Source organism: Streptomyces sp. NRRL F-6676, from assembly GCF_000725625.1.
GTDB lineage: Bacteria > Actinomycetota > Actinomycetes > Streptomycetales > Streptomycetaceae > Streptomyces.
Genome location: NZ_JOHS01000046.1, coordinates 1 through 25,528, shown reverse-complemented (window position 1 = coordinate 25,528; position 25,528 = coordinate 1). Strand labels below are relative to the sequence as shown.

The 25,528-nt window shown below is 71.2% G+C and carries 10 protein-coding genes and 1 pseudogene; 10 read left to right on the top strand and 1 reads right to left on the bottom strand.

Features of this window, described 5'->3' with window-relative positions:
• Positions 1-164: 164 nt before the first annotated feature.
• A complete protein-coding gene (locus IO29_RS24295) occupies positions 165-4,091 on the bottom strand; it encodes a type VII secretion protein EccC (RefSeq protein WP_030381583.1) in 3,927 nt (1,308 codons plus the stop codon).
• Positions 4,092-4,474: 383 nt separating this feature from the next.
• Between IO29_RS24295 and eccD the strand changes: the two genes are divergently transcribed.
• The 10 genes and pseudogenes from eccD to IO29_RS24245 form a co-directional block, all read left to right on the top strand.
• Entirely contained in the window at positions 4,475-5,878 is a 1,404-nt protein-coding gene (gene eccD / locus IO29_RS24290; RefSeq protein ID WP_030381582.1) for a type VII secretion integral membrane protein EccD, read from the top strand.
• A 60-nt stretch (positions 5,879-5,938) separates the two neighbouring features.
• On the top strand, positions 5,939-7,603 hold the full coding sequence (gene eccB / locus IO29_RS24285; RefSeq protein ID WP_030381581.1) for a type VII secretion protein EccB: 1,665 nt from the start codon (positions 5,939-5,941) through the stop codon (positions 7,601-7,603).
• Positions 7,604-7,837: 234 nt separating this feature from the next.
• Complete coding sequence (locus tag IO29_RS24280; protein WP_030381580.1) at positions 7,838-8,176, top strand: hypothetical protein; 339 nt, start codon at positions 7,838-7,840, stop codon at positions 8,174-8,176.
• A 78-nt stretch (positions 8,177-8,254) separates the two neighbouring features.
• Positions 8,255-8,578, top strand: coding sequence for a WXG100 family type VII secretion target (locus tag IO29_RS24275; RefSeq protein ID WP_030381579.1), 324 nt, complete (start codon positions 8,255-8,257; stop codon positions 8,576-8,578).
• A gap of 122 nt (positions 8,579-8,700) precedes the next feature.
• A complete protein-coding gene (locus IO29_RS24270; protein ID WP_030381578.1) occupies positions 8,701-9,150 on the top strand; it encodes a type VII secretion system-associated protein in 450 nt (149 codons plus the stop codon).
• 80 nt (positions 9,151-9,230) lie between these two features.
• Entirely contained in the window at positions 9,231-12,020 is a 2,790-nt protein-coding gene (locus IO29_RS39040; RefSeq protein ID WP_051848702.1) for an AAWKG family protein, read from the top strand.
• Between the two features lie 1,020 nt (positions 12,021-13,040).
• The gene (locus IO29_RS24255; protein ID WP_030381577.1) at positions 13,041-13,490 is read left to right on the top strand and encodes a YbaB/EbfC family nucleoid-associated protein; all 450 of its coding nucleotides are present in this window, start codon (positions 13,041-13,043) and stop codon (positions 13,488-13,490) included.
• Positions 13,491-13,495: 5 nt separating this feature from the next.
• Positions 13,496-13,855 (top strand): hypothetical protein, encoded by a 360-nt coding sequence (locus IO29_RS24250; RefSeq protein ID WP_030381576.1) that lies wholly within the window; start codon positions 13,496-13,498, stop codon positions 13,853-13,855.
• A gap of 18 nt (positions 13,856-13,873) precedes the next feature.
• Positions 13,874-17,362, top strand: a complete 3,489-nt coding sequence (locus IO29_RS38620) for a WXG100-like domain-containing protein (protein WP_051848699.1) — start codon at positions 13,874-13,876, stop codon at positions 17,360-17,362.
• A pseudogene (locus IO29_RS24245) lies at positions 17,359-25,528 on the top strand (hypothetical protein); the annotation flags it as partial. The gene IO29_RS38620 and the pseudogene IO29_RS24245, both read left to right, overlap by 4 nt.

Here is a 25,528-nt window from a genome sequence, read left to right as displayed (position 1 = left end):
CCCGGGTGCCCCCTGCTTTTCAGGGGCGCGGGGAACTGCGCGACCAGCCACGGACAACCCGCACCCGCCATCGCACCCCGCACCTCACCCCCCTCCCGCGCGTCACAAAAGGGCCGGCCACGACCTCCCAGGTCGCGACCGGCCCTCTGCCAACCCGGCGGAGACTACTCCGCCGTCCCCGCGGCCAGGGCCGTCTGAATAAGCACCGGCTTGCGTCGGACGATACGGAGCGCCCGCCCCGGCGGGAGCACCCGCGGCTTGACGTTGCCGAACACGTAGCCCTCCGACGGCGGGCAGGACATCAGGATGCCCGGTGTGTTGACCTCGTCGAGCCGCCGCAGCAACTGGTCGTTCAGCCCGCGCCCCGCGCCGGTCGCGGAGCGGACGACCACCATGTGCAGCCCCAGTTCGTGGCCGAGGGCGAGGTGTTCGAAGAGCGGGGCGAACGGGTGGTCCATGACCGTGCCGCCGCCGACCATGTCGTAGTCGTCGACGAGGACGAACAGCCGGGGCCCGCTCCACCAGTCGGCGAGCCGCATCCGGGCCGGGGTGATCTCCGGGCCGGGCAGCCGGGTGCGCAGCGCCTTGGCCGAGCCGCCGACGAGCTGCTTGAGCGCGTCCATGGCGACGGCGTGGCCGAGCCGGTACTCCTCGGGCACCGCGTCGACGAGGTCGCGGCGGTAGTCGACGACGAGGATGCGCGCCTCGCTGGGCTGGTAGCGGGCGACGACCGCGTCGGCGATCACCCGCAGCAGGTTGGTCTTGCCGCTCTCGGTGTCGCCGACGGCGACCAGGTGGGGGGTGCGGGAGAAGTCGTGCCAGACCGTGCCGAGGGTCTCCTCGTCCTGGCCGAGCGGCACCTTGAGGCCGTCGCCGAGCTCCGGCTCGGGCAGGTCGGCGGCGGGCAGCAGGTGCGGCAGCATCCGCACCTGCGGGGCGCGCGGCCCCTGCCAGGCGCCGGCGATCCGCTCCACGAGGTCGGCGACGCCCTCGCTGAGCGTCTCCGGGTCGCTGGAGCCGTCGCCGCGGGGCAGCGCGGACAGGAAGTGCAGCTTGGCGTCGACGGTGAGGCCCCGGCCGGGGATGCGGGGCACGGCGGAGGCCTTGCGGATGTCCACCACGGAGTCCATGTTGTCGCCGAGCCGCAGTTCGAGCCGGGTGTCGGCCTGGTCCCGGACCGGGGCGGTGAGCTCCAGCCAGCGGGCGGTGGCGACGACGAGGTGGATGCCGTAGTTGAGGCCGCCGGTGGCGATCTGGTTGAAGGTGGGGATGAACTGGTCGAAGTTCTGCCGGACCTCGGACCAGCCGTCGATCACCAGGAAGATGTCGCCGTGCGGTTCGTCGGGGAACTCCCCGGCGGCGCGGCGGCGCCGGTAGGTGGCCATCGAGTCGATGCCCTGGTCGAGGAAGAACTTCTCGCGCTCGGTCAGGACGGCGGTGACCTCGGCGACGGTGCGGCTGATCCGCTCGGCGTCGAGGCGGGCCGCGACCCCGGCGACGTGCGGCAGCCCGGTGAGCTGGGAGAGCGTGCCGCCGCCGAAGTCGAGGCAGTAGAACTGGACTTCGCGGGGGGTGTGGGTGAGCGCGAGGGCCATGATGAGGCTGCGCAGCACGGTCGACTTGCCGCTCTGCGAGCCGCCCGCGACGGCGACGTGGCCGCCGGCCGTGGCGAGGTCCACCACGAGCGGCTCGCGGCGCTGGTCGAAGGGCTTGTCGACGAGGCCGACGGGGACCCGCAGCTTGCCGGTGCCCAGCCAGCGGGACGCGGTCAGGCCGCGCACCGGGTCGACGGTGAGGCCGCCGAGGAGTTCGTCGAGCGGGGAGGGGTCGCCGAGCGGCGGCAGCCACACCCGGTGGGCGGGCGGCCCGGAGTCGCGCAGCCGGTCCAGGGCCACCGACAGCAGGGTGCTGCTCTCCTCCTCTTCCTCCGGCTCGGGCTGGACGGCGGCCGGTGCGGGGGCGCGGGGCACGACGTACCCGGCGGACCAGGGCACCACCTGGGTGGCGACCCGGGCCTGGGCGACGGCGCCGCCGCGCCTGCGGTAGGGGCCGGAGACGTAGGCGGCGCGGAACCGGGTGAGGGCCTCGACGCCGCTCTTGAGGTAGCCGCTGCCGGGCTGGGAGGGCAGTTCGTAGGCGTCGGGGACGCCGAGGACGCCCCGGGACTCCATCGCGGAGAAGGTGCGCAGACCGATCCGGTACGACAGGTGCGACTCGAGCTGGTGCATACGGCCCTCGTCCAGTCGCTGCGAGGCGAGCAGCAGGTGCACGCCGAGCGACCGGCCGAGGCGGCCGATCATCACGAACAGCTCCATGAACTCGCGGTGCGAGGCGAGGAGTTCGCTGAACTCGTCGACGACGACGAAGAGGCTGGGCAGCGGGTCGAGGGCGGCGCCGGCGGCGCGGGCCCGCTCGTACTCCAGGGCGGAGGTGTAGTTGCCGGCCGACCGCAGCAGTTCCTGGCGGCGGATCAGTTCGCCGTGCAGGGCGTCCTGCATGCGCTCGACGAGGGCGGCCTCGTCGGCGAGGTTGGTGATGACGGCGCTGGTGTGCGGGAGTTCGTCCAGGCCGAGGAAGGTGGCGCCGCCCTTGAAGTCGACGAGGATGAAGTTGAGGTGCTCGGAGGAGTTGGTCAGGGCGAGGCCGAGGACGAGGGTGCGCAGCAGCTCGGACTTGCCGGAGCCGGTGGCGCCGATCAGCATGCCGTGCGGGCCCATGCCGCCCTGTGCGGACTCCTTGATGTCGAGTTCGACGGGGCGTCCGTCGGGGCCGACGGCGATCGGGACCCGCAGCCGGGCGGAGCCGGTGTGCTTGCGGAACAGGGTCTCGGGTTCGAGGCGGTGCAGGTCGGCGACGCCGAGGAGGGTGGTGAGCTCCATGTCGGCGAGCAGCGGCTCGACGGCGTCGGTGGTGAGGCTCATCCGGTAGGGGGAGATGAGCCGGGCGAGCGATTCGGCGGCGCGGGGTCCGACCTGGTCGGGGCGGCCGAGGACGGTGGTCTGCTCCTTGCGGCTGCGGTCGGTGCGGACCAGGGAGACGGTGTCGGGGGCGACGTCGAGGCGCAGCGTGGTGCGTCCCGGCCGCCAGGTGAGGGAGCCGGAGAGGTCCAGGACGACGGCGTTGCGGTAGCCGGGGCCGTCGAAGCGGTGGCCGGCCGGGACGCTCGTGCCGTCCACGATGACCACGATGAACGGCTCGTCACGGCCGGGTGCGGCGTCCGGGTCGAAGGCGGGCCGCTCGGCGAACTCGCTGCCGAGCTGGTCCTCCAGGTCGGTGAAGGCGGTGGCGATCATGCGCAGCGGGCCGGCGCCGTCGGTCTCCTGCGGGTGCTGGTTGTGGGGGAGCCATTTCAGCCATTCCCACTCGGCGCGCACCTCGTCGTCGGCGCAGACCGCGATCCACATCTCCTCCGGCGGGTGGAACAGCGTCAGTTGGCACAGTGCGGCGCGGAGCATGGCGCGGGCGGCGTCCCGGTCGCCGCGCATCAGCACGCGTGACCAGGAGCGCAGGTAGAGGGCGATGGGCTGGCCGGGGACGGTGCTGTAGGCGCGGATGAAGCGGCGCAGCGCGTGCGCGCTGAGCGGTTCGAGGTCCTCGACGGGTTTGGTGGAGATCGGGGTGAGCCGCATGGCGAACTGCTGGTCGCCGACGGCTATCCGGACCTCGCCGAAGTCCTCGTCCTTGGGGCGGCGTTCCCACAGCCGGGTGGTGCGCACCATGGAGCGCAGCACCTGGGGGTCGGGGTGGCGCCAGGCGAGGGCGAGCTGCTGCTCGACCACCGCGCGCTGCACGGTGCGCCGGCTCTGGGCGAGGTAGCGCAGGTAGTCACGGCGTTCGCCGCGCAGCCGCTGCTTGCGGTCGCCGGCCTTGCGCATCACCTGACCGACCATCATGGCGGCGGCGGCCAGCACCATCATGCCGAGCGCGATGTACATGAAAACGCCGTTGCCCTGGCCTCCGGTGCGCAGGAACATCAGCATCATCGAGACCGACATCATGGCCATCGGCATGTACGTCCACACCGCGGAGGTGTCCGGGACGGTCTCCTGCAAGGTCGGCGGTTCCTGCAGGGTCAGCTCGCCGCTGGGCATGACCGGCCCGCGACGGCGGGCCGGTCGACGGAACAGGACCACGCTCAACGCTGGAGCTCCTTAACGGTTCGTTCGCACGCGACGGCGGCACGGGAAGGCAGCCGGGCGCGCCCGGGAACGGCACCTCGGCAGCGCACGCCGGGCGGCGCGCGGGGAAGGCCGGTCGGCCGGACCGTACGATACGGCGGTGCACCAGTACGTGCCCTCAGGGGTAACACGACGTGAACACCATTGTGCCCCCATCCCCGTTGACGACGGTGATCGGAAGTGTCAGTAGTCTGCACCCCGTCAACTCCGTACGTCCATGTCATCCCTCCCCCGGTCTTCCCGTTCCTAGTCCTGCTGCCTTCCCGTATCCGACGTTGAGAGATGTGAGTCCCGGTATGACCGACACCTCCGTGGCCGGACTGTGCCATGTGACCGTGCGCGCCCCCGCCCGCACCATCGACCTCGCCGTGCCGTCCGACGTGCCGGTCGCCGATCTGCTGCCCACGGTGCTGCGCTACGCGGGCGAGGACGTCGAGGAGAACGGCCTCGAGCACGACGGCTGGATACTTCAGCGCCTCGGCGGCCGGCCGCTGGACGAGGAGGCGACGCTGGCCTCGCTCGACCTGACCGACGGTGAGGCGCTCCATCTGCGGCCGCGTACCGAGGCGTTGCCGGAGGTGCGGCTCGACGATCTGGTGGACGGGATCGCGGCGGTCACCCGGGACCGGCTGCACGGCTGGAGCGAGGAGGCGGCGCGGCGGCTGCTGCGCGGACTGGTGGCGCTGGCGGTGCTGTCCGGGCTGGTCCTGCTGGCCTGGCCGGGGGGTGTCTCGGTGCCGCTGCGCGTGGGGGCGGCGTGTGCCACGGGGCTGCTGCTCCTCGCGGGTTCGGCCTCGGCGAGCCGGGCGGTGGACGATCCGGCGACCGGCGCGGTGCTGGGCCTGCTGGCCTCCCCGGCGCTGGCGATGGCGGGCTGGCTGGTGCCGGGCGGTGAGCTCAGCGGGCCGCAGGCCCACCAGGTGCTGGGCGCCCGGCTGTTGGGGGCGGCGGCGGCCTGGGCGGGCGGCGCGGTGCTGGCCCTCGCGGCCGCGGCGGTGCGTACGCCGCTGTTCCTGGCGTCGGCCCTGGTGGCGCTGGCGGCGGCGGTGGGCGGCACGCTGATGACGGTGTTCGACGTGCGTCCGGCGGCGGCGGCCGGTGTGGTGGCGGCGCTGACGGTGCTGGTGGGCGGTCTGGTGCCGGCGCTGTCGTTCCGGTTCGCGGGGATGCGGATGCCGGCGCTGCCGACCAACGCGAGCCAGTTGCAGGAGGGCATCGAGCCCTACCGGGGCGACGACGTGGCGGTCCGTACCGAGCTGGCCAGTGAGTGGATGACGGCGCTGTACGGGGCGACGGGTGTGCTGGCGTCGAGCTGCCTGGTGGGGCTGGCCCACAAACCGAATCTGCCGGCGCTGCTGTGCGCGCTGGTGCTGTCGCTGCTGCTGCTCCTGCACGGCCGGGGCCTGGTGAACACCGCGCAGCGGCTGGTGCTGGTGCTGCCGGGTGCGTGGGGTCTGCTGCTGCTCACGTTCGGCTGGGGTCTGGAGCTGTCCGGGTCGCGGCGGGCGCTGCTGGTGGCGGGGCTGCTGGCGGTGGCGGCGGCGCTGCTGGTGGCGCTGTGGACGGTGCCGGGGCGGCGGCTGGTGCCGTACTGGGGGCGGGCGGCGGAGCTGCTGCACTCGCTGCTGGCGATCGCGCTGCTGCCGCTGACGCTGTGGCTGCTCGGCGTGTTCGGTCATCTGCGCGGCATGACGGGCTGACCCGGGCGGCCGGTCCGGTCCCCGTAAGCGAGTACGTACCAGAACGAGCCAGGAGGCAACGTGCGGTCCAAGCGCGACCAGGTGCAGGCGCACACGTTCATGATGGGGCGGCTGACCGCGGGCATGCTGCTGGCCGACCCGGACGCCCCGGAGAGTCCGCTGGGGCGCACCACCCGCGGGGCACTGATCGGGGTGGTGGTCGGCGCGCTGGTGTGCGGCGGCGCGGTGGTGTTCGGGCTGCTCAGGCCGGGCGGCAACGACACCTGGCGCAGCGGCGACACCCTCATCGTCAACAAGGACACCGGCGCCCGCTACCTGTACGCCGGGGGCCGGCTGCGGCCGGTGCGCAACTACGCGTCGGCGATGCTGATCGGCGGCTCCGACCTGTCGACGACGTCGGTCGGTTCGGCGTCGCTGGAGGGCACCCCGGTGGGCAGGCCGGTGGGCATCACCGGCGCCCCGGACACCGTGCCGGGCACCGGCGACCTGGAGGACTCGGCGTGGGAGGTGTGCTCGGCGGGCTCGGGCACGACGACGGCGCTGGTGGCGGGGGCACCGGTGGAGACGAAGCCGGTGAGTGAGGATTCGGCGCTGGTGGTGCGGGGACCGGACAGGCGGACGTATCTGGTGTGGCAGGGCAGCCGGCTGATGCTGGACGACGCCTCGGGCGCGGCGGAGTCCCTCGGCTACGGGGCGGTGAAGCCCCGGCCGGTGTCGGCGGCGTTCCTGGACGCCCTGGTGAGCGGCCCGAAGCTGGCCACCCCGGCGGTCGCGGGGCAGGGCTCGCAGGGCCCGGAGCTGGACGGGCGGCCCACCCGGGTGGGCCAGGTGTTCCGGGTGGTGGCGGGCTCCGGCAAGCAGGAGTACGTGTTGCAGAAGGACGGGCTGCACCCGGTGACGGCCACGCAGTCGGCACTGCTGATCGGTGACCCGGCCACCCGCAAGAGGGCCTACGACGGGCAGCCGCCGGCGGTCACCACGATCGGCGTCTCCGATCTGCGGGCCCATCAGGCGCCGGGCACGTCGGCGAAGGACCCCTCGGTGCCCGGGCTGCCGGACAGTCCGCCGCGCGCGGCGGAGCTGGACTCCGGGGTGGCGGCGTGCGCGCAGGTCGACTCGGTCGACGGCCGGGTGCGGGTGCGGTCGGTGCGCCTCGCGGAGTCGGAGCTGTCCCCGGTGGCGCAACCGGACACCACGGCGCTGACGGCGGCGTGCGTGCCGGTGAACGGGGTGGTGATGCGTCCGGGCCACGGCACGCTGGTACGGGTGCTGGGGGCGGCCGGCGCGTCGGTGGGCGACACCACGTTCCTGGTGAGCGACGACGGGGTGAAGTACCGCATCCCGGACTCCCAGGCACTCACGGCACTGGGTTACAACGAGGCGTCGGCCGTGCGGGTGCCGTCCACGCTGCTGTCGATGCTGCCGACCGGGCCCGAGCTGGACACGAAGGCGGCGGCGGAGGAGGCGGTCTCCCCGGCGGCGGCAGCAGGGCCCGCGGCGGGCGGAGCGGCGGCGCAGTGCGGCACGGGCGGTCCCGGCGCCGGCTCCGGGAAGGCGGGTACGTCACCCGTCGCTGCCGGGGACGCCAGGGCGAAGGCCCCGGCGGAGGGCACCGGGGCGGGCAAGGGCGCCGAAGCGGGCAAGGGCACGGAGGCGGGCACCGGCAAGGGCGCCGGCACCGGGCCTTCCGCGGGCAACTCGGGCACCGCGGGCAGCAGTTCGTGACCGCTTCCGGAGGTGCCCGTGCCCGCTCTCCGACCGCTTTGCAGCAACCGGCACGAGCGCGCCCGGAGACCCGCCGCGGATGGGAAGGTTGCGGCCAAGTAACCGCCGCGCAACAGAACTTGACGGCACCTCGACGGCAACCCCAGATTTTCCTCAGTTGGTTGTCAGCGTAACTTTGCTCACCCTAGGCTCGCAGTGCCCCGAACACTAACCCGACTTACGAAAGGTGGGACGATGGCGGGAGACGGCCAGCAGTCAAGCGAAAGTTCAACCCGGAACGGCATCCAGGCCCTCGAGAGCGCGTTCAGCGGCATCATGAAGATCCGCCAGGACGTCGACGGCACCCGTTCCACCCTGGGCAGCGGCTACCAGGGCAGCGACGGTGGCCAGTACGGCCAGCTGCTCGCCCAGTGGGACGGCCAGTGCAACGTCATCCTCAAGAACCTCGAGGACGTCATCGACCGGCTGAACCAGAGCCTGGTGGAGCACAACAAGACCCAGGGCTCCTCGAACGACCAGATCAACCAGGCGTACAACGCCTCCCAGTCCGCCTTCGACCAGCTGGCGGGCTGAGCCAGGCAGGGCCGTGCCCCTTGGCGCACCCCACACCAAGACCCACAACCCCGTAACACCTCGTGAAAGAGGCAGACCGTGGCAGACAACCTGAGCGACGGTTACATCTACGTCAGCTACAACCACATGTCGAACGCGGCGGACGACATGGTCATGCAGACCAAGGCCATCGCGCAGACGCTGTCCAACCTTGAGGCCGAACTCAGCGAGCTGTCCAAGACCTGGTACGGCAACGACGCCAACACCTACCGCCAGAAGCAGGCGGCCTGGGACGGCGCGGTGCAGAACATGGAGACGCTGCTCACCTCGCACGCACAGCTCCTGAGCGACATCTCCTCCAGCTACAAGTACAGCGAGAACTCGCTCAGCCAGATGTGGTCCGAGGTCACCATCGGCCGCTGATCCGGCATCCCTCCGCACCGCGCCGGACCGGCCCCCGCGCCTCCGGCGCGGTGCGGGCATCTCCCCGTACCGTCGCCGTCGCCGCTCCCGTCGGCCGGCGAGCACCGCCAGCGGAGGCACTCATGACAGACCTGACACATCTGGACTCGACCGCGCTGAAGAACTTCAAGAACCAGGATGTCGGCGGGTTCAGGACGGACCTCAAGAACATCCGCGAGGACGCGGCGGGCGTCAAGTCACTGAAGAACACGATCACCAACAACGGCGACGACTCGATCAAGAAGAAGTCCATCCTGCGGATCGGCATGATGGGCGGCGGTGACAACTCGGACGCGCTCGGCGGAGGCGCCCTGCTGACCTCGCTCACGAAGAAGGCCACCGACGTGGACAACATCTTCGTCTCCCAGGGGACGCTCTTCGGGGACATCGACAGCGCCCTCGAGGAAACGATCACCACGCTGCTCAAGACCCAGGGCGACAGTCTCACCTCCATCGACGGCGAGAAGCTGCTGGACATCTTCGGGACCGTCGACGACGACATGACCGGCACCGGGGACAAGACCGAGTCCTGATTCGGGCACCCCCGCCCGCCCCTCCGGCGTACCCCGCTCACCGCCCTTCCTCCACCACTCTCAGCAGCGGAGCTCCGTCCATGGCCGACAGCACGACCGGTACCCCCACGTACGACGAGGGCGACTACTTCGCCCAAGCGGTCATCAACCTCACCGGCTACCCCGTCCCGTCCAGGTCCTCCCTGTTCAAGAGCCTCAGCAGTGCCAGCAGCGACGACTTCTCGGGGCTGCAACTGTTCCGCATGGAGATCTCCGGGGAGGGCATGCGGTCGGTGACCGAGGCCGACTACTCGGCGCTCTACAAGCAGCGGCACGACGGCGGTGACGACTACGTCCTCGCCTTCTACGACGCCGGCGGCGACGGGGCGCACAACAGCGTGAGCTTCAAGAAGGCGCGGATCATCATGATCGGTGTCGGCGTCGATGAGAACGGCCGTGCCACGCTCTGGGGCGACAAGCAGATCAGCGGCGGCGGTAAGTTCGAGGGTTCGTACTCGCACACCCAGTGGGACTCCGGGCCGATGGCGCAGTACATCTCCGGCAGCAAGCTGGCCCTCGACAGGCTGATCGCGAACCTCACGACGGAGGATTTCGAGTACGCCGGGGCCAGTGTCTCCGACGCCAACGCCGTCGACCTGAACTCGTTCGTCACCGTCGGGCAGTCCTTCGACCGGGTGATGAACTTCTTCACCTCCCACGCGGACACCATCGCCTCGTGGATGAAGTCACTCGGTGAGGACCAGGCCGCGTGGAAGGGGAAGGCGGCCAGTCTCTTCTACCACCTGCTGAAGGAACTTCAGACGAATTACGACGGGTACATCAGCCAGCTGGGCGGGCGTGATTACTCGGCCGGTCACGTCTTCAACGACTACCACCCGAAGACGAACGTGAGCGACGCGCTGCTCGGCGCGATGTTCGCCGCGCGGCAGGCGGTCCTCGATGTGCAGAAGGGATGGGATGAGTGGGCCAAGGACGGCAAGCACGACCCCCACTATCACCTTGTCCAGGTGTTGGACAAAGTCAGTAAGTTCGTCATCGAGAACAACATCAATCACGTGCAGTCGAAGACGACCACGTACGGCAACTACGGGGGCGGCACCACCACGACCACGTCGTACTCGACGGAGGCGGCGTTCAAGCAGGTCTCCGAGTACGGCGACCTCACTCAGAAGACCACCTGGGAGAAGATCTCCGACGCGGCCGTGGACGCCTGGGCGGATCACGCGGACAAGACGGTGGTGGCGGCGTCCATGACAGCACTCAGCCATTTGAAGAATGCCTGGGCGAATGCGCTGGACACCATCAAGACGGAGATCAAGAACAAGAACACGGAGACGCTCCAGGAGGTCTACACGAAGGAACAGAACCAGATCGCCGAGGACGAGAACAAGGAGAACAACGACAAGCTCAACAAGTATCTGGACGACCTCGGCAACAACGTCAATAAGCTGGGGGACAACTTCACTGATCTCAACAAGGACCTGAACGACAACTTCAACGACCTCGGCAACAACTTCAACGACCTCAACAAGGATCTCAACGAGAATCTCAACGACCTCGGCAACAACTTCAACGACCTCGGGAACAATTTCAACGACCTCAACAAGGACCTGAACACCAACCTCAACGACCTCGGCGACGGTCTCAACGACGGCCTCAACGGCCTCGGCAACGGCCTCGGCAACAACCTCAAGACGTTCAGCGACGACCTCAACAACGGGCTGAACGGCGCGTTCGACATCAACGATCCCAACAATCCGTTGAACGATCCGAACGGCGTCACCGATCCGAACAATCCGTTGAACGGGTTGGCGTTCAAGTCGGTCAACCCCAATTCGCTCCTGGGTGACGACAACGACAAGACCGGCAACAAGAAGCTGAACTCGCCCACCGGGTCGACCACTCAGCTCAATGACGACGGCACCCTGAAGTCCGACTTCCCGGACGGCTCCTCGTCGTCGTTCAACCCGGACACCGGTGACCTCACCGTCACCGACCCCAACGGGAACACCACCACCAGCCACCTCAACCCGGGCGACAGCTTCACCAACCCGGACGGCTCCACCACCAAGCTCAACGACGACGGCACCCTCACCACCACCTTCCCGGACGGCTCCCAGCAGACCCTGGACCCGACCACCGGTCAGGTCACCACGCTCAACCCCGACGGAAGCATCGCGTCCCAGGGCACCCTGGATCCGACCGACGGCTCCTTCACCCTGCCCGACGGTGGCAGCGCGCAGCTCAATGGGGACGGCTCCCTCAGCTCCGACTTCGCGGACGGGTCGACCAACCCGGACGGCTCCACCACCACCCTCAACAACGACGGCACCCTCACCACCAAGTTCCCCGACGGCTCCAGCCAACAGCTCAACCCCGACACCGGGCAGCTCATCACCACCGACCCGTCCGGCCACACGACGACCACGAACCTCACTCCGGACGCGAGTTCGTTCACCACACCGGACGGCTCCACCGCGCAGCTCAACGGGGACGGCAGCCTCAGCACCGACTTCACGGACGGGTCGCACTCGACGTTCAACCCGGACACCGGCGACCTCACCGTCACCGACCCCAGCGGCCACACCACCACCAGCCACCACCAACCCGGACGGCTCCACCACCACCCTCAACAACGACGGCACCCTCACCACCAAGTTCCCCGACGGCTCCAGCCAACAGCTCAACCCCGACACCGGGGAACTCACCACCACCGATCCGTCCGGCCACTCGACCACCACCCATCTCGTGCCGGACTCCGGGTCGTTCACCACGCCGGACGGGAACAGCGCGCACCTGAACTCCGACGGCACGCTCCACACCGACTTCGCGGACGGGTCGAAGCAGGACATCAACCCGGACACCGGTGATGTCACCGTCACCGACTCCACCGGGCACACCACCACCAGCCACCTCAACCCGGGCGAGAGCTTCACCAACCCGGACGGCTCCACCACCACCCTCAACAACGACGGCACCCTCACCACCAAGTTCCCCGACGGCTCCAGCCAGCAGCTCAACCCCGACACCGGGGAACTCACCACCACCGATCCGAGCGGGCACTCGACCACCACCGACATCAACGGCGACGGTCTGTCGACGTCCTCGTTCAACACCGACGGCCTGAACAACAACTCCTCGTTCAACACCGACGGCCTGAACAACAACTCCTCCCTGGACACCAGCGGCCTGGGCGGCAACGGCGACTCGCTCTCACTGGACGGCGGCCCCACCTCGCTCAACGGCGGTGGGACGAGCGGTGGTTCACTCAACTCCTCGGGCGGCCTGAACTCCGGCTCCGACCTCGACTACGACGACTACGACAGCACCCCGTACGGCGGCGGCTCGCTGCGTTCCGGCAACGTCTCCGAGGGCGTGGCCCTCAACGCCGGCTTCGGCACCACGCAGGACGCGCAGACCACCGCGGGCAACGGCACGCCCATGAACCCGATGGGGATGGGCGGCGGCATGCCGGGCATGGGCGGCATGGGCGGCGGCGGTGGCCAGGGCGGCAACAGCGAACGCACCCGGGCCGTACTCACCGACCCCACCGGCGCCGGCACCCGGCACGGCCGGGGAGGCAGGGCGGCGGGCGTCGACGAGGACGAGGACGTCGTGTACACCCGGCCCACCACCTCCAGCGCCCCGTTCCCGGTGGGCGGCCCCGGGGCCGCCGGCCAGAACGGCCGCTCCACGGAGAGCGGCGACCGGGCCCGGGATGCCTGGCTCACCGAGGACGAGGACGTCTGGGGCACGGACGAGGGCGGTGCGCCCGCGGTCCTCGGCCGCTGACGGGCCCCTTCCGTGCGGTGACGGACGGCACACGGTCGTCCGTCACCGCGCGGGGCAGTCGAGGATGCAGAGAGAAGGCGACAGGGGGATGGTGCGCGGTGGACAGTGAGTCGATCGAACAGCGGCTGGCCAAGGCCATGGCCGAACTGGAGGCGACCGAGGCCGCGGTGGCCCGGGCCGAGGGCCAGCTCGCCCATGCGGAGGCCACGGTGCGCTCAGCCGACCGCGTGGTCGAGGTGACCGTCACCGCACAGGGCGATCTGACATCGGTGACCTTTCTGAACGACAAGTACCGTACGATGCCCGCGGGTCAGCTGGCGGCGAGTGTGCTGGAGGCGGTTCAGGAGGCGCGGGCGCGCATGGCACGCAAGGTCATGGCGACGTTCGAACCGTTCACCAGACCGAACTCCGAGGCACCCGAGCTCAGTGGCTTCGACGTGGACTGGAACAAGATCTTCGGGCCCGGTGTGCTGGAGGGCCCGAAGAGTGACCGGCGTCGCGGATCCGGCCGGCTCCGCGACGAGATCAGCGAGGATCCGGAGGACTGAGGACGATGACGGAGAACGCGTACTTCGCCAACCCCAGCGCGCTGATGGCCGGAACCCGGCAGATCGAGCTGATCAGCCAGATGGCCAACGAGATGTTCGGCGAGTTCGTCGCCGACGTGTCGGCCACCGCCGGCTGGCCGGGCAAGTCCGACAGCTACGCCAAGCAGATGATCCCCAAGGAGAAGGAGCAGCGCGAGGGCTCGATCGCGGCCGGTGAGGCCCTGGTGCACGCGCTGGTGAGCGCGGGCGACGGCACGATCGCGAACACCAAGAGCGTGGTGGGCACGCAGAACGGCGTGCTCGACGCCATCAATGATTCCCGCATCAACACCAACAACGGCGGCTCGCACGGCGGCAAGCGCTGACGGCCCGGTCCTCCACCGATGAGCATCCAGGTCTCGCCGCAGCTGAACAATCTGCTGTTCGTGCTGATCGGCGAGAAGATGCTCCAGGCCGACGAGGACATGGCCTACGCCAACGGCAAACCGTACGGGCGGCTGGCCCGGCGCATGCGGGACCTGTCGGACGTCATCGGGGCGACCGCCGGGGGCGTGGGCCGGTCCCTGCCCCCGAAGGTCGGGGCGAACTATGTGCGCGCGATGCACATGTTCCTCGACGACGGCGGCGTCAACTACCTCCAGGACTTCGCCAAGCAGCTCGACGACCTGGAGAAGTCCCGCACGCAGTCCTCCATGGACATCATGGAGGCCAAGTGGCAGATCATCGCCGAGCTGATCACGCTGTTGCTGGAACTCGCCATCATCATGGCGCTGTCCATCTTCACCGGCGGCACCGCCTCCAGCCAGGCCGCCGTGGCGAAGGCGCGCAGCCGGGTGGCGATCCTCACGGTGATGCAGTGGCTGTTCAAGCGCAGCCACGCGCTGCCCAGCCTCTCGGAGATGTTCGAGGAGGCGTTCCAGACCTTCGCCGTCCGGCTGGGAATGATGCTGGGCGCGCCCAAGGGCCGCAGGCCGGACGGGTTCGACTGGAACCAGATCATCCAGGACGGTGTCTTCGGCGCGTTCACCGGTCTGTTCCACGGGTTCCTGAACGACATCCTCAAAGGTCTGAAGAACAACTTCAAGAACCTGACGAACAGCAACCTGTTCAAGGACCTGACCGGCGACGGCAATAAGTTCAACCACAAGTTCGACAACAACCTCAACAACCACACGCCCAACCCGAAGCCGAAGCCCAACCCGACGCCCGAGCCCCATCCGCACCCGAATCCGAAGCCCGGCCCGGAACCCAAGCCGAACCCGACGCCCGAGCCGAAGCCCGACCCGACGCCGGAGCCGAAGCCGCGTCCGGGACCCAACACCGTCCCGACGCCCGACTTCACCCCGGTGCCGAAGCCGAAGCCGACCCCGATCGACCGGTTCAAGCACGAACTGGGCGAGGACATCCACCACTTCCTCGCCGAGGGCGGCGCGGAGGCGCTCGGCGAGCAGGCGACGGCGGCGATCTTCCACTTCCCCACCGAGGGGCCGATGACGTTCCTCGGCGGCGGCCTCAGCTCGGTGAGCGAACGCCATCTCGGCCAGGGCGCGGCGGCGTTCGGCGGCAAGTTCAACATCAACAAGCCGCCCAACGTCAACACGACGAGCAGCACGGACATCCCGGGCTCGGAGGACAACGACTCCTCCTCCGGCCACTCGTCCGACAACCCCGGCGACGGCAAGGACTCCCCCGACCTCGGCCCCGGCCCCTCCCTCACGCCGCCGCCCGGCGGCACGTCGTCCACGGGCGGCGGCAGCCAGGACCGTCCGGGGACCGGCTCCCCGAAGACGCAGTCCGGCGGCCTCGACGACCTGGACCTCGACGAGAACGGGAGCACCGGTCGCGGCCCGTCCGGCGTCGACCTCGACGACGTCGACCTCGGTGACGTCAAGCTCGGCGACGTGAATCTCGACGGCGGGCATCTGGACGGGGTGCACGTCAACGGTGCCGGCCCCAAGGCGTCCCAGGGCCTCACCGGGGACGACCACACCGGGAACGGCGCGCCGCACGTCGGGAACGGCGCCTCCCAGCCCGGGAACGGCGCCCCGCACGGGGGGACGGTCCCGGCCGGGGGCGGGGTACGGCCCGGGTCCACGACCTCGCAGGGGCCGGGCGGCACCCAGGACGACAGCGGCCTTTTCGACGACGACGTCGACAACGACAGCCTGTTCGACGACAGCGACGCCGAGACCGACACCGACAGCGTCTTCGACAGGCCCCTCGGCGACAACGACAGCGACACGGACACCGAGAGTCTGTTCGGCGACGACGAGACGGCCGCGCACACCGGGGGTCCGGACACCGACCAGTCCAAGGGCTCGCCCGGCCCCGAGGACACCGCCGGCGCACCACTGCCGACCACCGGCGCACCCCTGCCGACCACCGGCGCACCACTGCCACACACCTCGCCGTCCACCGGGCCGACGGGGTCGACCGGGTCCACCGGATCCACCGGGTCCCCGACGCCGGGCACGAGCACGGGCACGGGCACCGGCACCGGCACCGGCACTCGGACGCCCGCGCCGGGACAGTCAGACCACTCGGCACCGGACACGGACGCCACGTCGAGCACGGACGACACGTCCAGCACGGACGACACGTCCAGCACGACGAGCGATACACCGAGCACGACGAGCCATACCGGCACGACGAGCACGACGGACGACACGTCCAGCACGAACGACACGACGAGCACGTCGAGCACGTCGAGCACGAGGGACGACACGCCGAGCACCACGGCGACGGACGACACGTCCGGCATCAACGCCCCCGTCGCCACGACCAGTCACGGCACGCCGACGCACACCAACACCCCGCAGGGTGTGACCGGCAAGGGCAAGGGGCCGGAGCTGTCGTCCGACCCCGACGTCACGGACGTCGCCGACGCGCGGGACCGGCACGCCGACGCCGTACGGGAGTTCACCGACGCGGCGAACGACGCCGAGCGGATCCGGACGCGGGTGGAGAACGGCGAGGGAAGCAGCCGCGACCTCGACGCACTCGACCGGGCGAATCAGCGGGCGGAGCAGGCCGGGCAGCAACTGGCCGGGACCGTGGACCGACTGCGGGACCTCGGCGTCGACCCGTACGCCCCGGTCGTCGCCTCCCCGCACCCCGCGCCCGCCCCCGTCGTGCAGCGGGACGCGACACAGCGGCAGTGGATCGCCTCGCAGGTGACCGCCGACGACCTCCCCGACGGCCTGCCGGCGCAGCTGGGCCCCGACATCACGGTGACCCGGGACGACGTCACCGCGGCGGGAGTGACCGTCGGCCCCGATCTGCACACGCAGTTCGCGCTGGGCGACGGCCGGGTGTCCCTGGCCGACAGCGGGCTGGACCCCGTGGACCAGGTGAAGGTGCTGATGAACCGGCCGGGTCCATGGCCGGAGGGCCTGGACACCGTCGCGTCCCATGCCTCCCAGCGGCTGTGGCAGAACTCCTACGACGACTTCGCCCAGTCGCGGCCGGACCTGGATCCCGGCACCGTGCGGCAGGCCTGGGACTCGGCGGCCGGGCTGGTCCTGCCGCTGGAACTGCACCCCGTGCTCGCCGACTCCCGGCAGTCGGTCTCGCCGACCGCCTCCGCAACGACCTCGGACTCCCGGTCCGGGTCCGCGGCGGCGGCACCGGAACGACGGAACCGACGCCGGCCGACGTCCCTCAGCCGATCACCACCTCGTCGAGCCTGCCCGCCCCGGGCACGGGGAACCCGCCCGCTCCGCTCCCGAACACCACCACGGACACGGTCACCGACACCACGCCGGCCCCGCCTCCGGCCCCCGTCGACACGACCTCCGCGGCGCCGCCCCCGCCGGAGGACACCGAGCAGCCCCCTGCGCAGGACCCGCCCGCGGACACCGTCACGCCGGTGATACCGACCATCACCGTGACATCGCCCGACGACACCACGACCGCACCGGAGCCGGACGGCGGCCGGCGCCCCTCCTACCTCGGCGGCTACGGACGGCGTCACGACGGCCAGGTCGGCCTGGTGTACGTGAACCCGATCTCGCCGGACGTGGTGGACGCGGTGCACCGCCAGGTGATCGCCGCGCTGAACCGGCCGGACCCGGCCGAGGGCGACCCGGTGCTGACGCAGCTCCAGGACGTGCTGTCGGCCCAGCGGATGGCGCTGCATCTGCCGTATCTGCGCAGTCTGGGCGGTCACCGGATCACCCTGCGCGTCGACGGCAGGGACCGGGACGTCGACGTACGGCTGGCGCTGAGCAAGAGGCGGCCCTCCGCACGGCAGGGCACTCTTGACACGAGTGACCCCGACAAGCATGTGGAGCGGCGCGGCCAGGGCACCCGGGAGAGCGTCTCGGCGCAGCAGTCCGGCACGTTCTCGACCCTTCCGGTGCCGTGGACGGGTTCGCTGCCGATCGAGCACGCGGGCCCGGTCCGCGCGGTGGACCTGTCGCTGGGCGCGACGCTCACCCACAACCAGGCGGACGGCTCCACCACCGTCACCCACGTCGTGCAGACCACCAGCGCCCAGCGCAGCAACGAGCCCTCGCGCGCCTACGACTTCACCGGCGACTGGCAGGTGCGGGTGGACGCGCCCCCGACGGCACCTCCGACGGCGCCGCCCACCACCACCGGAAGCGACCCGAACACCGGCGCCGACACCGCTCCCGACCCCGGATCGACGGTCGCGCCGCCCGTGGACCCGGCGCACGACTGGGGCCCGGCGGCCCAGCACGGCCCGCTCACCATCTGGTTCCCGCAGCATCTGGTGGACGCGCACGACAACCCGTCCCAGGCACTGCCCGAGGCCGCGCACCCCAGCACCCTGCCGATCTTCGGCGTGGACTCCGTCCTGCACCCGCGCCGCCTGTACGAGGGCGCCGCGCACGAGTTCCGCACGGACCTCGACGCCACGGCCTCCTCCCAGCTCGCGGACTTCCTGTCCGAGCCGGTGCTGCGCGGCACGCTGCCCATGCAGCTCGACGGCGGGCTGTACTCACCGGTGCTCACCGACGCGCACGGCCGGGCCGTCGGCATGGTGCGGCTGGACGCGGTCGTCGCGCCGCGGAACCGGGTCGCCAAGAGCATCGACGGCAAGATCAACCTGGAGAGCCACCTCGTCAACACGGTGAAGAACGACCAGAAGACCGCGTTCAACAGCGGGGTCGCCTTCACCGGCAGCATCGGCCCGTCCTTCACCCATGACACCCGGCAGGGCCATCCGGACGCCACCGGCAGCGTCGGCGGCAGTCTCGCCGGAAAGGGCAGCGCCAGCATCGCGGCGCAGAACGCGTTCGGCACCAGCTCGCTCGCGGCCGCGATGCACGCGGTGCGCACCAACCGCGGCCATCTGCTGACCGAGACGGACGTCACCTACACGCTCACACTGATCCGGCCCGACGGAAGCACGGCGACCTACGCGCCGGGCACCTGGACGCACGGTCTCGATCTGCGGGTGCTCAGCCGCGCGGACGCGGAGGGGCACGCGCCGGACAAGGCCAAGGACGAGGTCCGCCGGCTGCCGCGGGAGCTGGACTCGCTGGAGTCGATCGGGCAGTCGACCGCGCCGCTCGGCGTGAACCACGCGGACACGCTGTTCGACGAGGCGGAGACCTGGCTGCGCGACCAGGGTCTGCTGCCGCCCTCGTCCCGTACCCCCCGGAGCATGCTGCCCGACGAGACGCTGGTGCAGGCGCAGTTGAACAACCTGCGGCGGCTGCGGGAGCTGCGGTCCCAGCTGGGGCTGCGGGCGGCGACCGACTCCATGGTGGACGGCGGCCACTCGCTGTTCCTGGAGATCCCCTCGGTGACGGGACGGCGCCGGGTGCGGCTGGTCCTGGGCGCCGCCCGGGACCCGGGGCGGCCGGTCACCCACGCCAGGGTGCTGCCCGGCATCCAGGTGGAGGGCGTGACGCAGTTCGCGGGCGGTGGCAACGGGCAGCTCGGCAACACCTACGGGCTGGGCGGCGGGTTCGGCGGCGGCCCCTCCATCCCGCTGCCGGGACGCACCTGGACCGCGAGCGGCACCGGCGACTACCAGTTCACGGGCCACACCACACTCGGCAACACCACCGCCACCACGGTCGGCCACGACCAGTTCTTCATCAGCACCGGCGACCAGGACACCCACGTGTTCGAGGTGCCGGCGCTCCTCACGCTCGACCTGTACGAGGGCCCCGGCGCCGAACCGCGGATCAGGTTCGGCGCCCCGGAGCCCGTACCGCACGCCCCCGACGATCTGGAGATGGGCCCCGATCCGGAGTACCACGGGGTGCGGGGCACGGTCCGGCTGGCCGTGCCGCACGGGCGGACCCTGCCCCTCGCGGTCCCCGCCACGGAGGGCGCGTCCACCACCGACACCACCAACGAGCCCACCGCCGAGCGGCCGTTCACCGTCCGCCCGGTCTCGCAGCTCGACCTGGACCGGCTGCGGATGACGGACGAGAACGGCGCGCCCCGGCCGGACGTCGTGCGCATACCGGACGACGCCCTGGTCGACGTGGTGCGCGGCTCCGGGGCGCTACAGAACGGCTTCGGCCGGATCGTCACGGGCGACATACCGACGGCTCCGCCCACGTCCGACACGTCGGGCCCGTCCGACACCTCGCACACCCCGGACACCCCGGACACCTCGACGGACACGAACACCCCGGCGCCCGCCGCCACTCCCTCCGTTCCCGGACCGGTCTCCCGGGCCTTCAACCGGCTCGCCACCTTCCTCACCACCTCGCTGACGGGCAACTCCGCCGCCGACCCCACCACCGTGGCCGCCGAGTCCCGCGCCACCTCCCTCTCCCCCGCGTCGCTGACCGCCCGCGGCCACCAGCTCTTCGGCGGCACCTATGTGCTGGAGGGGCTGACGCTGCCCGGGCTCGGCTCCGACCGGCAGGTCTCCGTCGAGATCCGGGCGATCGCCCACACGCCCCGGCTGACGCACAGCCTGAACCAGTACCTGGAGACGGGCATCTCCTCCGCCGACTCGGCGCAGCAGCTCAAGGGGTTCGGCAAGAGTCACCAGTTCGGCGTGGGAGGCACCTTCACCCAGAACAACCTGCCGCGTCCGGCTTCGGGGCAGGACGGCGACGGCGACGGCGAGCAGTTCTTCACCAGCCCCAGCCCGGGCGTGGACGGCTCGCCGTCCACGGCGCAGCCCGTCGGCCCCGACCGCGGCCGGCCGTCCCGGTTCAGCCCGTCCGGGCGCTACCAGTACGACCGCAAGACGGACAAGTCCGAGACACTCACGTCCACCACGGTCACCAACCGGGTGCCCACCCAGGCCGGACACCAGCACCGGGTCACGGCGGACGTCACCTATCTCCTCACCGTCCGCTCCGGCAACCGCAACGTGTTCGCCAACTCCGTGGGCGTCGGCCCCAACGGGGACGTGACCCTCGCGGTGGACGTGCCGGACGGGTTGCAGTTCCTGATGACCGAGAACCAGCTGCGGCGCGACCGGCGGTGGATGGGCGGCGTCCAGGGGCTGCCCCCCGAGAAGGAGCCCGAGGAGAAGCAGGAGCCGCCGCTGCCCAGCCGGTACATCCAGGACGGCACCCTCGGTCTGGCCTCGGTCAGCTCGGTCACCGAGCTGAGCACGGGGCCGAGGCCGGTCGAGCAGCGCAACCGGTTCCACGACGAGGTACGGCAGCTGGTGGACCGGTTCGCGCCGGGCGCCACCACGCCCGGCCACGCCTCCTATCTGTCCGGCGTCGCCGCCCTGCTCGCCGACCACACCGGCGTGTCCGGCAAGCGGGCGCTGATCGGGCGCGGCAACGGACAGACCAGGTTCGCCTTCCGGCACCACCGGTTCGGCGGGGCGGCCCTGGTCGAGGTGACCCTCTCGGCGCGGCCCACCTCCACCCGCGAGGAGCGGCAGAAGATCCGCGGCACCTCGGTGCCCACCGACAAGTCCGGTATGGAGCAGTGGGGTTCGCAGACGGCGTCGGGCGTGTCCACGTCGGACACGGTCGGCCGGCAGCACCGTTACACCTTCAACCCGATGGCCCGCTTCACCCGGCCCCACGACGACGAGCGCACCGACCGGGTCGGTCCCTCGTTCCATCTGGTCTCCGCGACCAGCAAGATCGACAAACGGAACCACACCGCCGAGGACCGGTTCTGGCTGCGTACCGACAGCGCCGCCGACTTCGACGATCTGGAGTACGAGTTCACCGCCACCGTCCGCACCTCCCTCGTCACGGACTGGCCGCCCAACGTGGTGGGCGCGCTCGTCCAGCGCGGCTTCCTGGCGTGGGACGACGCGGACGCGGGGACCCGCAGCTGGATCAGCCGCACGCTGAGTGGCGCGCTCGGCGACCAGGCGCGGGTCCCGGCCCGGGTGAGTCTGCGGTTCACCGGCAGCGAGGCGGCCGACGCCGCCACCGGCGACTCCTCCCGTCCGCCGGTGGCCCCCTCGGTGTCCGCGTCCGATCCCCGGCGTACGCACAGCACCGCGCCGCCCCCGCTGCGCGAGCAGGAGCTGTTCCACCCCACCGGGAGCACCCCGGTGTACGGGTTCGACGCCTGGGACCAGCTGTACACGGCCCTGGAGGAGACCAACCCCGCCACGGGCCGCGGCTGGCGCGCCCGGCCGGCCTCCACCTCCGAGGAGAACGCGTCGGTGCGGCTGGGCGAGATGCTCCAGGCCGGCACCGTGTCGCTGGACAACCCGCGTCAGGTCGGCGGCATGATGCCGTCGATGCCGGGCGCGTTCCCGCTGGAGGGTGAACCGGACGAACGGCCCACCCTGACGGTGTCGCTGTACCGGCCCAGGGTGGTCACCAACAGCGGTGACGTGACCCTGGACCGGCTGCGGATCACCCTGGACAACAGCAGCACGCTCTCCGGCGGCGACACCACCACCGGGGTGTCCCTGCCGTTCGTGCTGAGCGCCGACGACCCCGACCGCAACCTCCTCGGCGCCACCCCGCCGGTGCTGCAACGGCCCGCCGATCCGAGCAACTTCGGCGGCACCGTGTCCGGCACCCGCCGGGACTGGCTCAAGAACGGCAGCACCAGCGTGCCCAAGGAGGGGCGCAGCGCCCACAGTTACGAGGTGCGCGCCGATGTGCACATCGAGGTCTCGGGCCCCGAGGGCGTACGGCACGTCACCGGCACCGCCACCCTCCGCATCGAGGAGCGCGACGCGCTCGGCCACGGCATCACCCCGCCCCGGCCGGTCGCCCAGGTGTACGACCTGCCGGCGCTGCTGGCCGCCAACCGGCCCGGCACCTCCCCGGACCAGTGGGCGTCGACCCCGCTGCGGGAGCTGCCGGCCGCCCTCGCCCGGGGCGTCGACCCCAAGGACAGCGGCTACCAGTTCTGGGTGGCGACCGGCACCGACCCGGACAGCTCCCGGCTGGCCCTCTCCCTGTACGGCGCCTCCCGCACGGCGCGCTCGACCGGGCACCCGGTGGAGCTGGTCACACGGGGTCCGGAGGGGCTGCGCGTCTGGTCGTTCAACCCCGACGGCACGCTCGTCGCCAACACGAGCCCGGGCACGGACGGGGCGACGCCGTCCGGCACCACGACGGGCGATCCCGCCCTCGACCGGGCGTGGGCGGACTTCGACTTCGTGGCCAACCGGTTCGACGCGGCCACGGCCGACCACGAGCAGGCGCTCGCCGACCTCAACGAGCTGCACGGCCTGCGGACGGACGCGGTGGAGTCGCTGACGCGGGCGACCGACAGGCTCGACGCGGCCAAGGACGCGGCGAACAAGGCGGACCAGGCCGCCACCGACGCCGAGCGGGCCGCCGACGTGGCCGAGCAGAACCTGCGGGACCTGACGGAGCGCATCGGCGAGCTGTCCACGTCCGTCACCGAGGCCCGGGCCAAGATCCCGCCCCTGACCGCGTCCATCGACAACGGCGAACAGCGGGAGATCCGCCTGGGCGGCGAACTCGACGCGGCCCGGAACCACCTCACCGACCTCCAGAATCGGGCGGCGAAGGGGCCGAGCGGGGATGCCGCGTCCGGCACCGACCCCGCGTCCGGCACCGACCCCACGTCGGACACCGATCCCACGCCGGACACCGACGCCACCCCCACCGTCGATCCCGGGCTCGAGCGGCAGATCCAGGCGGCCACCGACGAGGTACGGCGGCTCACCACCGAACTCGGTGACGTACGCGGCCAGTTGACGCAGGACCGCAAGGACCTCCAGGACACCGAGGCCGTCCTCACCCGCGACGAGCCGGCGCTGAACGACGCCCGCGCGCAGCTCCCCGGCGTACGGACCACGGCGAACGACCTGCGGTCGGACGCCAACGGCAAACGCGGGCTGGCCGGCCACCAGGCCCTGGTCCGGGACGACGCGCAGGAGTCCCAGGACCGGGCACAGCAGCAGCTCGACCAGATCGACTCCGACGTCACCGCCGCGACCACACGGCGTGACGACGCCGACTCCTGGCGGAACGTCGCGCAGCTCTACCTGTCGCCCGCGACGGCACTCGTGCTGTCCTCCGCGCCCCCGGCCCTGCCCACCTCGCGCACGACGCTGGCCGCCACCGCCCCGCGCTGGCCGGGCTCCGGGGTGCCCCGCGAGGCGAACCCCTCCACCGGCAACTTCCCGGCCCCCGGGCAGGACGACGGCTCCGACAGCGACCTGAGCTCCGTCGCACCGGAAGGGTCGGACACCGGTGACCACTCCGTGACGGGCACCGAGATCACCGTCCCGGAGTCGACACCCCCCGGGCCTCCGAAGACCGACCCGCCGGGCGACGGCGACACCGACGACACCCACGACAAGAGCAAGGACGACAACACCAACAAGAAGGACGACACCGACAAGAACAACGACACGTCCGACCAGGAAAAGAACGCGGGCAAGGACAACGGCAAGGACGAGGACAAGGGCAAGGACAACGGCAAGGGGAAGGCCAAGGAGACGACCGCCGGGGACGGCACCGCGGCCACTCCCCCCGCACCGGAGCCCTTCCAGGTGCGGGAGCCGCGCGGCCACACCGTGCTGACCCCCGGCGACGGCCGGTGCCTGCTCTACAGCTTCATCGGTACCGACCCCACACGCGTCCGCGACCGGCTGCCCGGACTGAGCAGCGCCTCACCGAGCACCCACGCCTGGCTGAGCCGGCCGGACGACGTGCGCGCGGCGCTCATCGAGGAGGCGATGGCGACGATCGACTCGCCGAGCACTCCGGGCCGGCGCCAGCTCTCCATCACGTCGGACCTCCTCCGCACGCTCGCCGAGAACCGGCTCCGCGACGCACACAACGGTGGACGTCCGCTGCCGCACACCGTGGTGGGCCAGGCCCGGCAGAGCATGCTCAGGACGTTCACCACGCGGACGGCGACGATGAACCGGCCCCAACTCCTCGCCGCTCTCCAGCAGTACGGCATCGACGGGGTGAGGTCGCCGGACCAGCTCGACGACGTGTCTCCGCGCTACCGGGCCGCGCTGCGAGAGGACGGCGTGACCGGCCCGGCGGACCCGGGCGTCCCGCACATGTTCGCCCATCTGCGGGACACCGGACGGCTGCCCGCGCTGAACGACCTGTCCGACGACCAACTGCGCCTGGTGCTCACCTCCGGCTACGTCGACAGCCCCGCGCCCTTCACCGACGCGGAGCACGCGCAGGCGATCGCGACGGTGCGGAACTGGAACACGGCGTGGGGCACCGACATGGGCGAGATGTTCCTGCCCCTATTGGCGGACACCCTGGACCTGAGCGTGGAGGTACTGTCCCCGAACCCCGATGGCACCGGCCCCGGCAGCGTGGTCCGTGTCGACCCACCCACCGCCGACCGGGTCATCGAGGTCCACTACACCGACCGGGACCACTACAACGCCACCACCGCGCCCCCGCTCCCGCACACCAACACGACGTCGAGTGCGCCCCGGCATGCCGGCGACGCCCCCAGCACCCAGCCCGACGGCCGCCACCGCCCCGCACCCACCAACAGGAACCAGGAACCCGCACCCCGCGTCACCGAACCGGTCACCAAGGGCGCCTGGTTCCACCTCCGCCCCCACGCACCCCACGCCACCCTCCACACCGAACGCTTCGACCCCCACGCCGACCCCACCGCCAACCCACCCGGACCCGGCAAACTCT

What these genes read in the sequence shown, in the direction of transcription:
- IO29_RS24295 (WP_030381583.1), bottom strand. Translation starts at nt 4,091, where the DNA reads ATGCCCAGCGGCGAGCTGACCCTGCAGGAACCGCCGACCTTGCAGGAG.
- eccD (WP_030381582.1), top strand. Translation starts at nt 4,475, where the DNA reads ATGACCGACACCTCCGTGGCCGGACTGTGCCATGTGACCGTGCGCGCC.
- IO29_RS24280 (WP_030381580.1), top strand. Translation starts at nt 7,838, where the DNA reads ATGGCGGGAGACGGCCAGCAGTCAAGCGAAAGTTCAACCCGGAACGGC.
- IO29_RS24270 (WP_030381578.1), top strand. Translation starts at nt 8,701, where the DNA reads ATGACAGACCTGACACATCTGGACTCGACCGCGCTGAAGAACTTCAAG.
- IO29_RS39040 (WP_051848702.1), top strand. Translation starts at nt 9,231, where the DNA reads ATGGCCGACAGCACGACCGGTACCCCCACGTACGACGAGGGCGACTAC.
- IO29_RS24250 (WP_030381576.1), top strand. Translation starts at nt 13,496, where the DNA reads ATGACGGAGAACGCGTACTTCGCCAACCCCAGCGCGCTGATGGCCGGA.
- IO29_RS38620 (WP_051848699.1), top strand. Translation starts at nt 13,874, where the DNA reads ATGAGCATCCAGGTCTCGCCGCAGCTGAACAATCTGCTGTTCGTGCTG.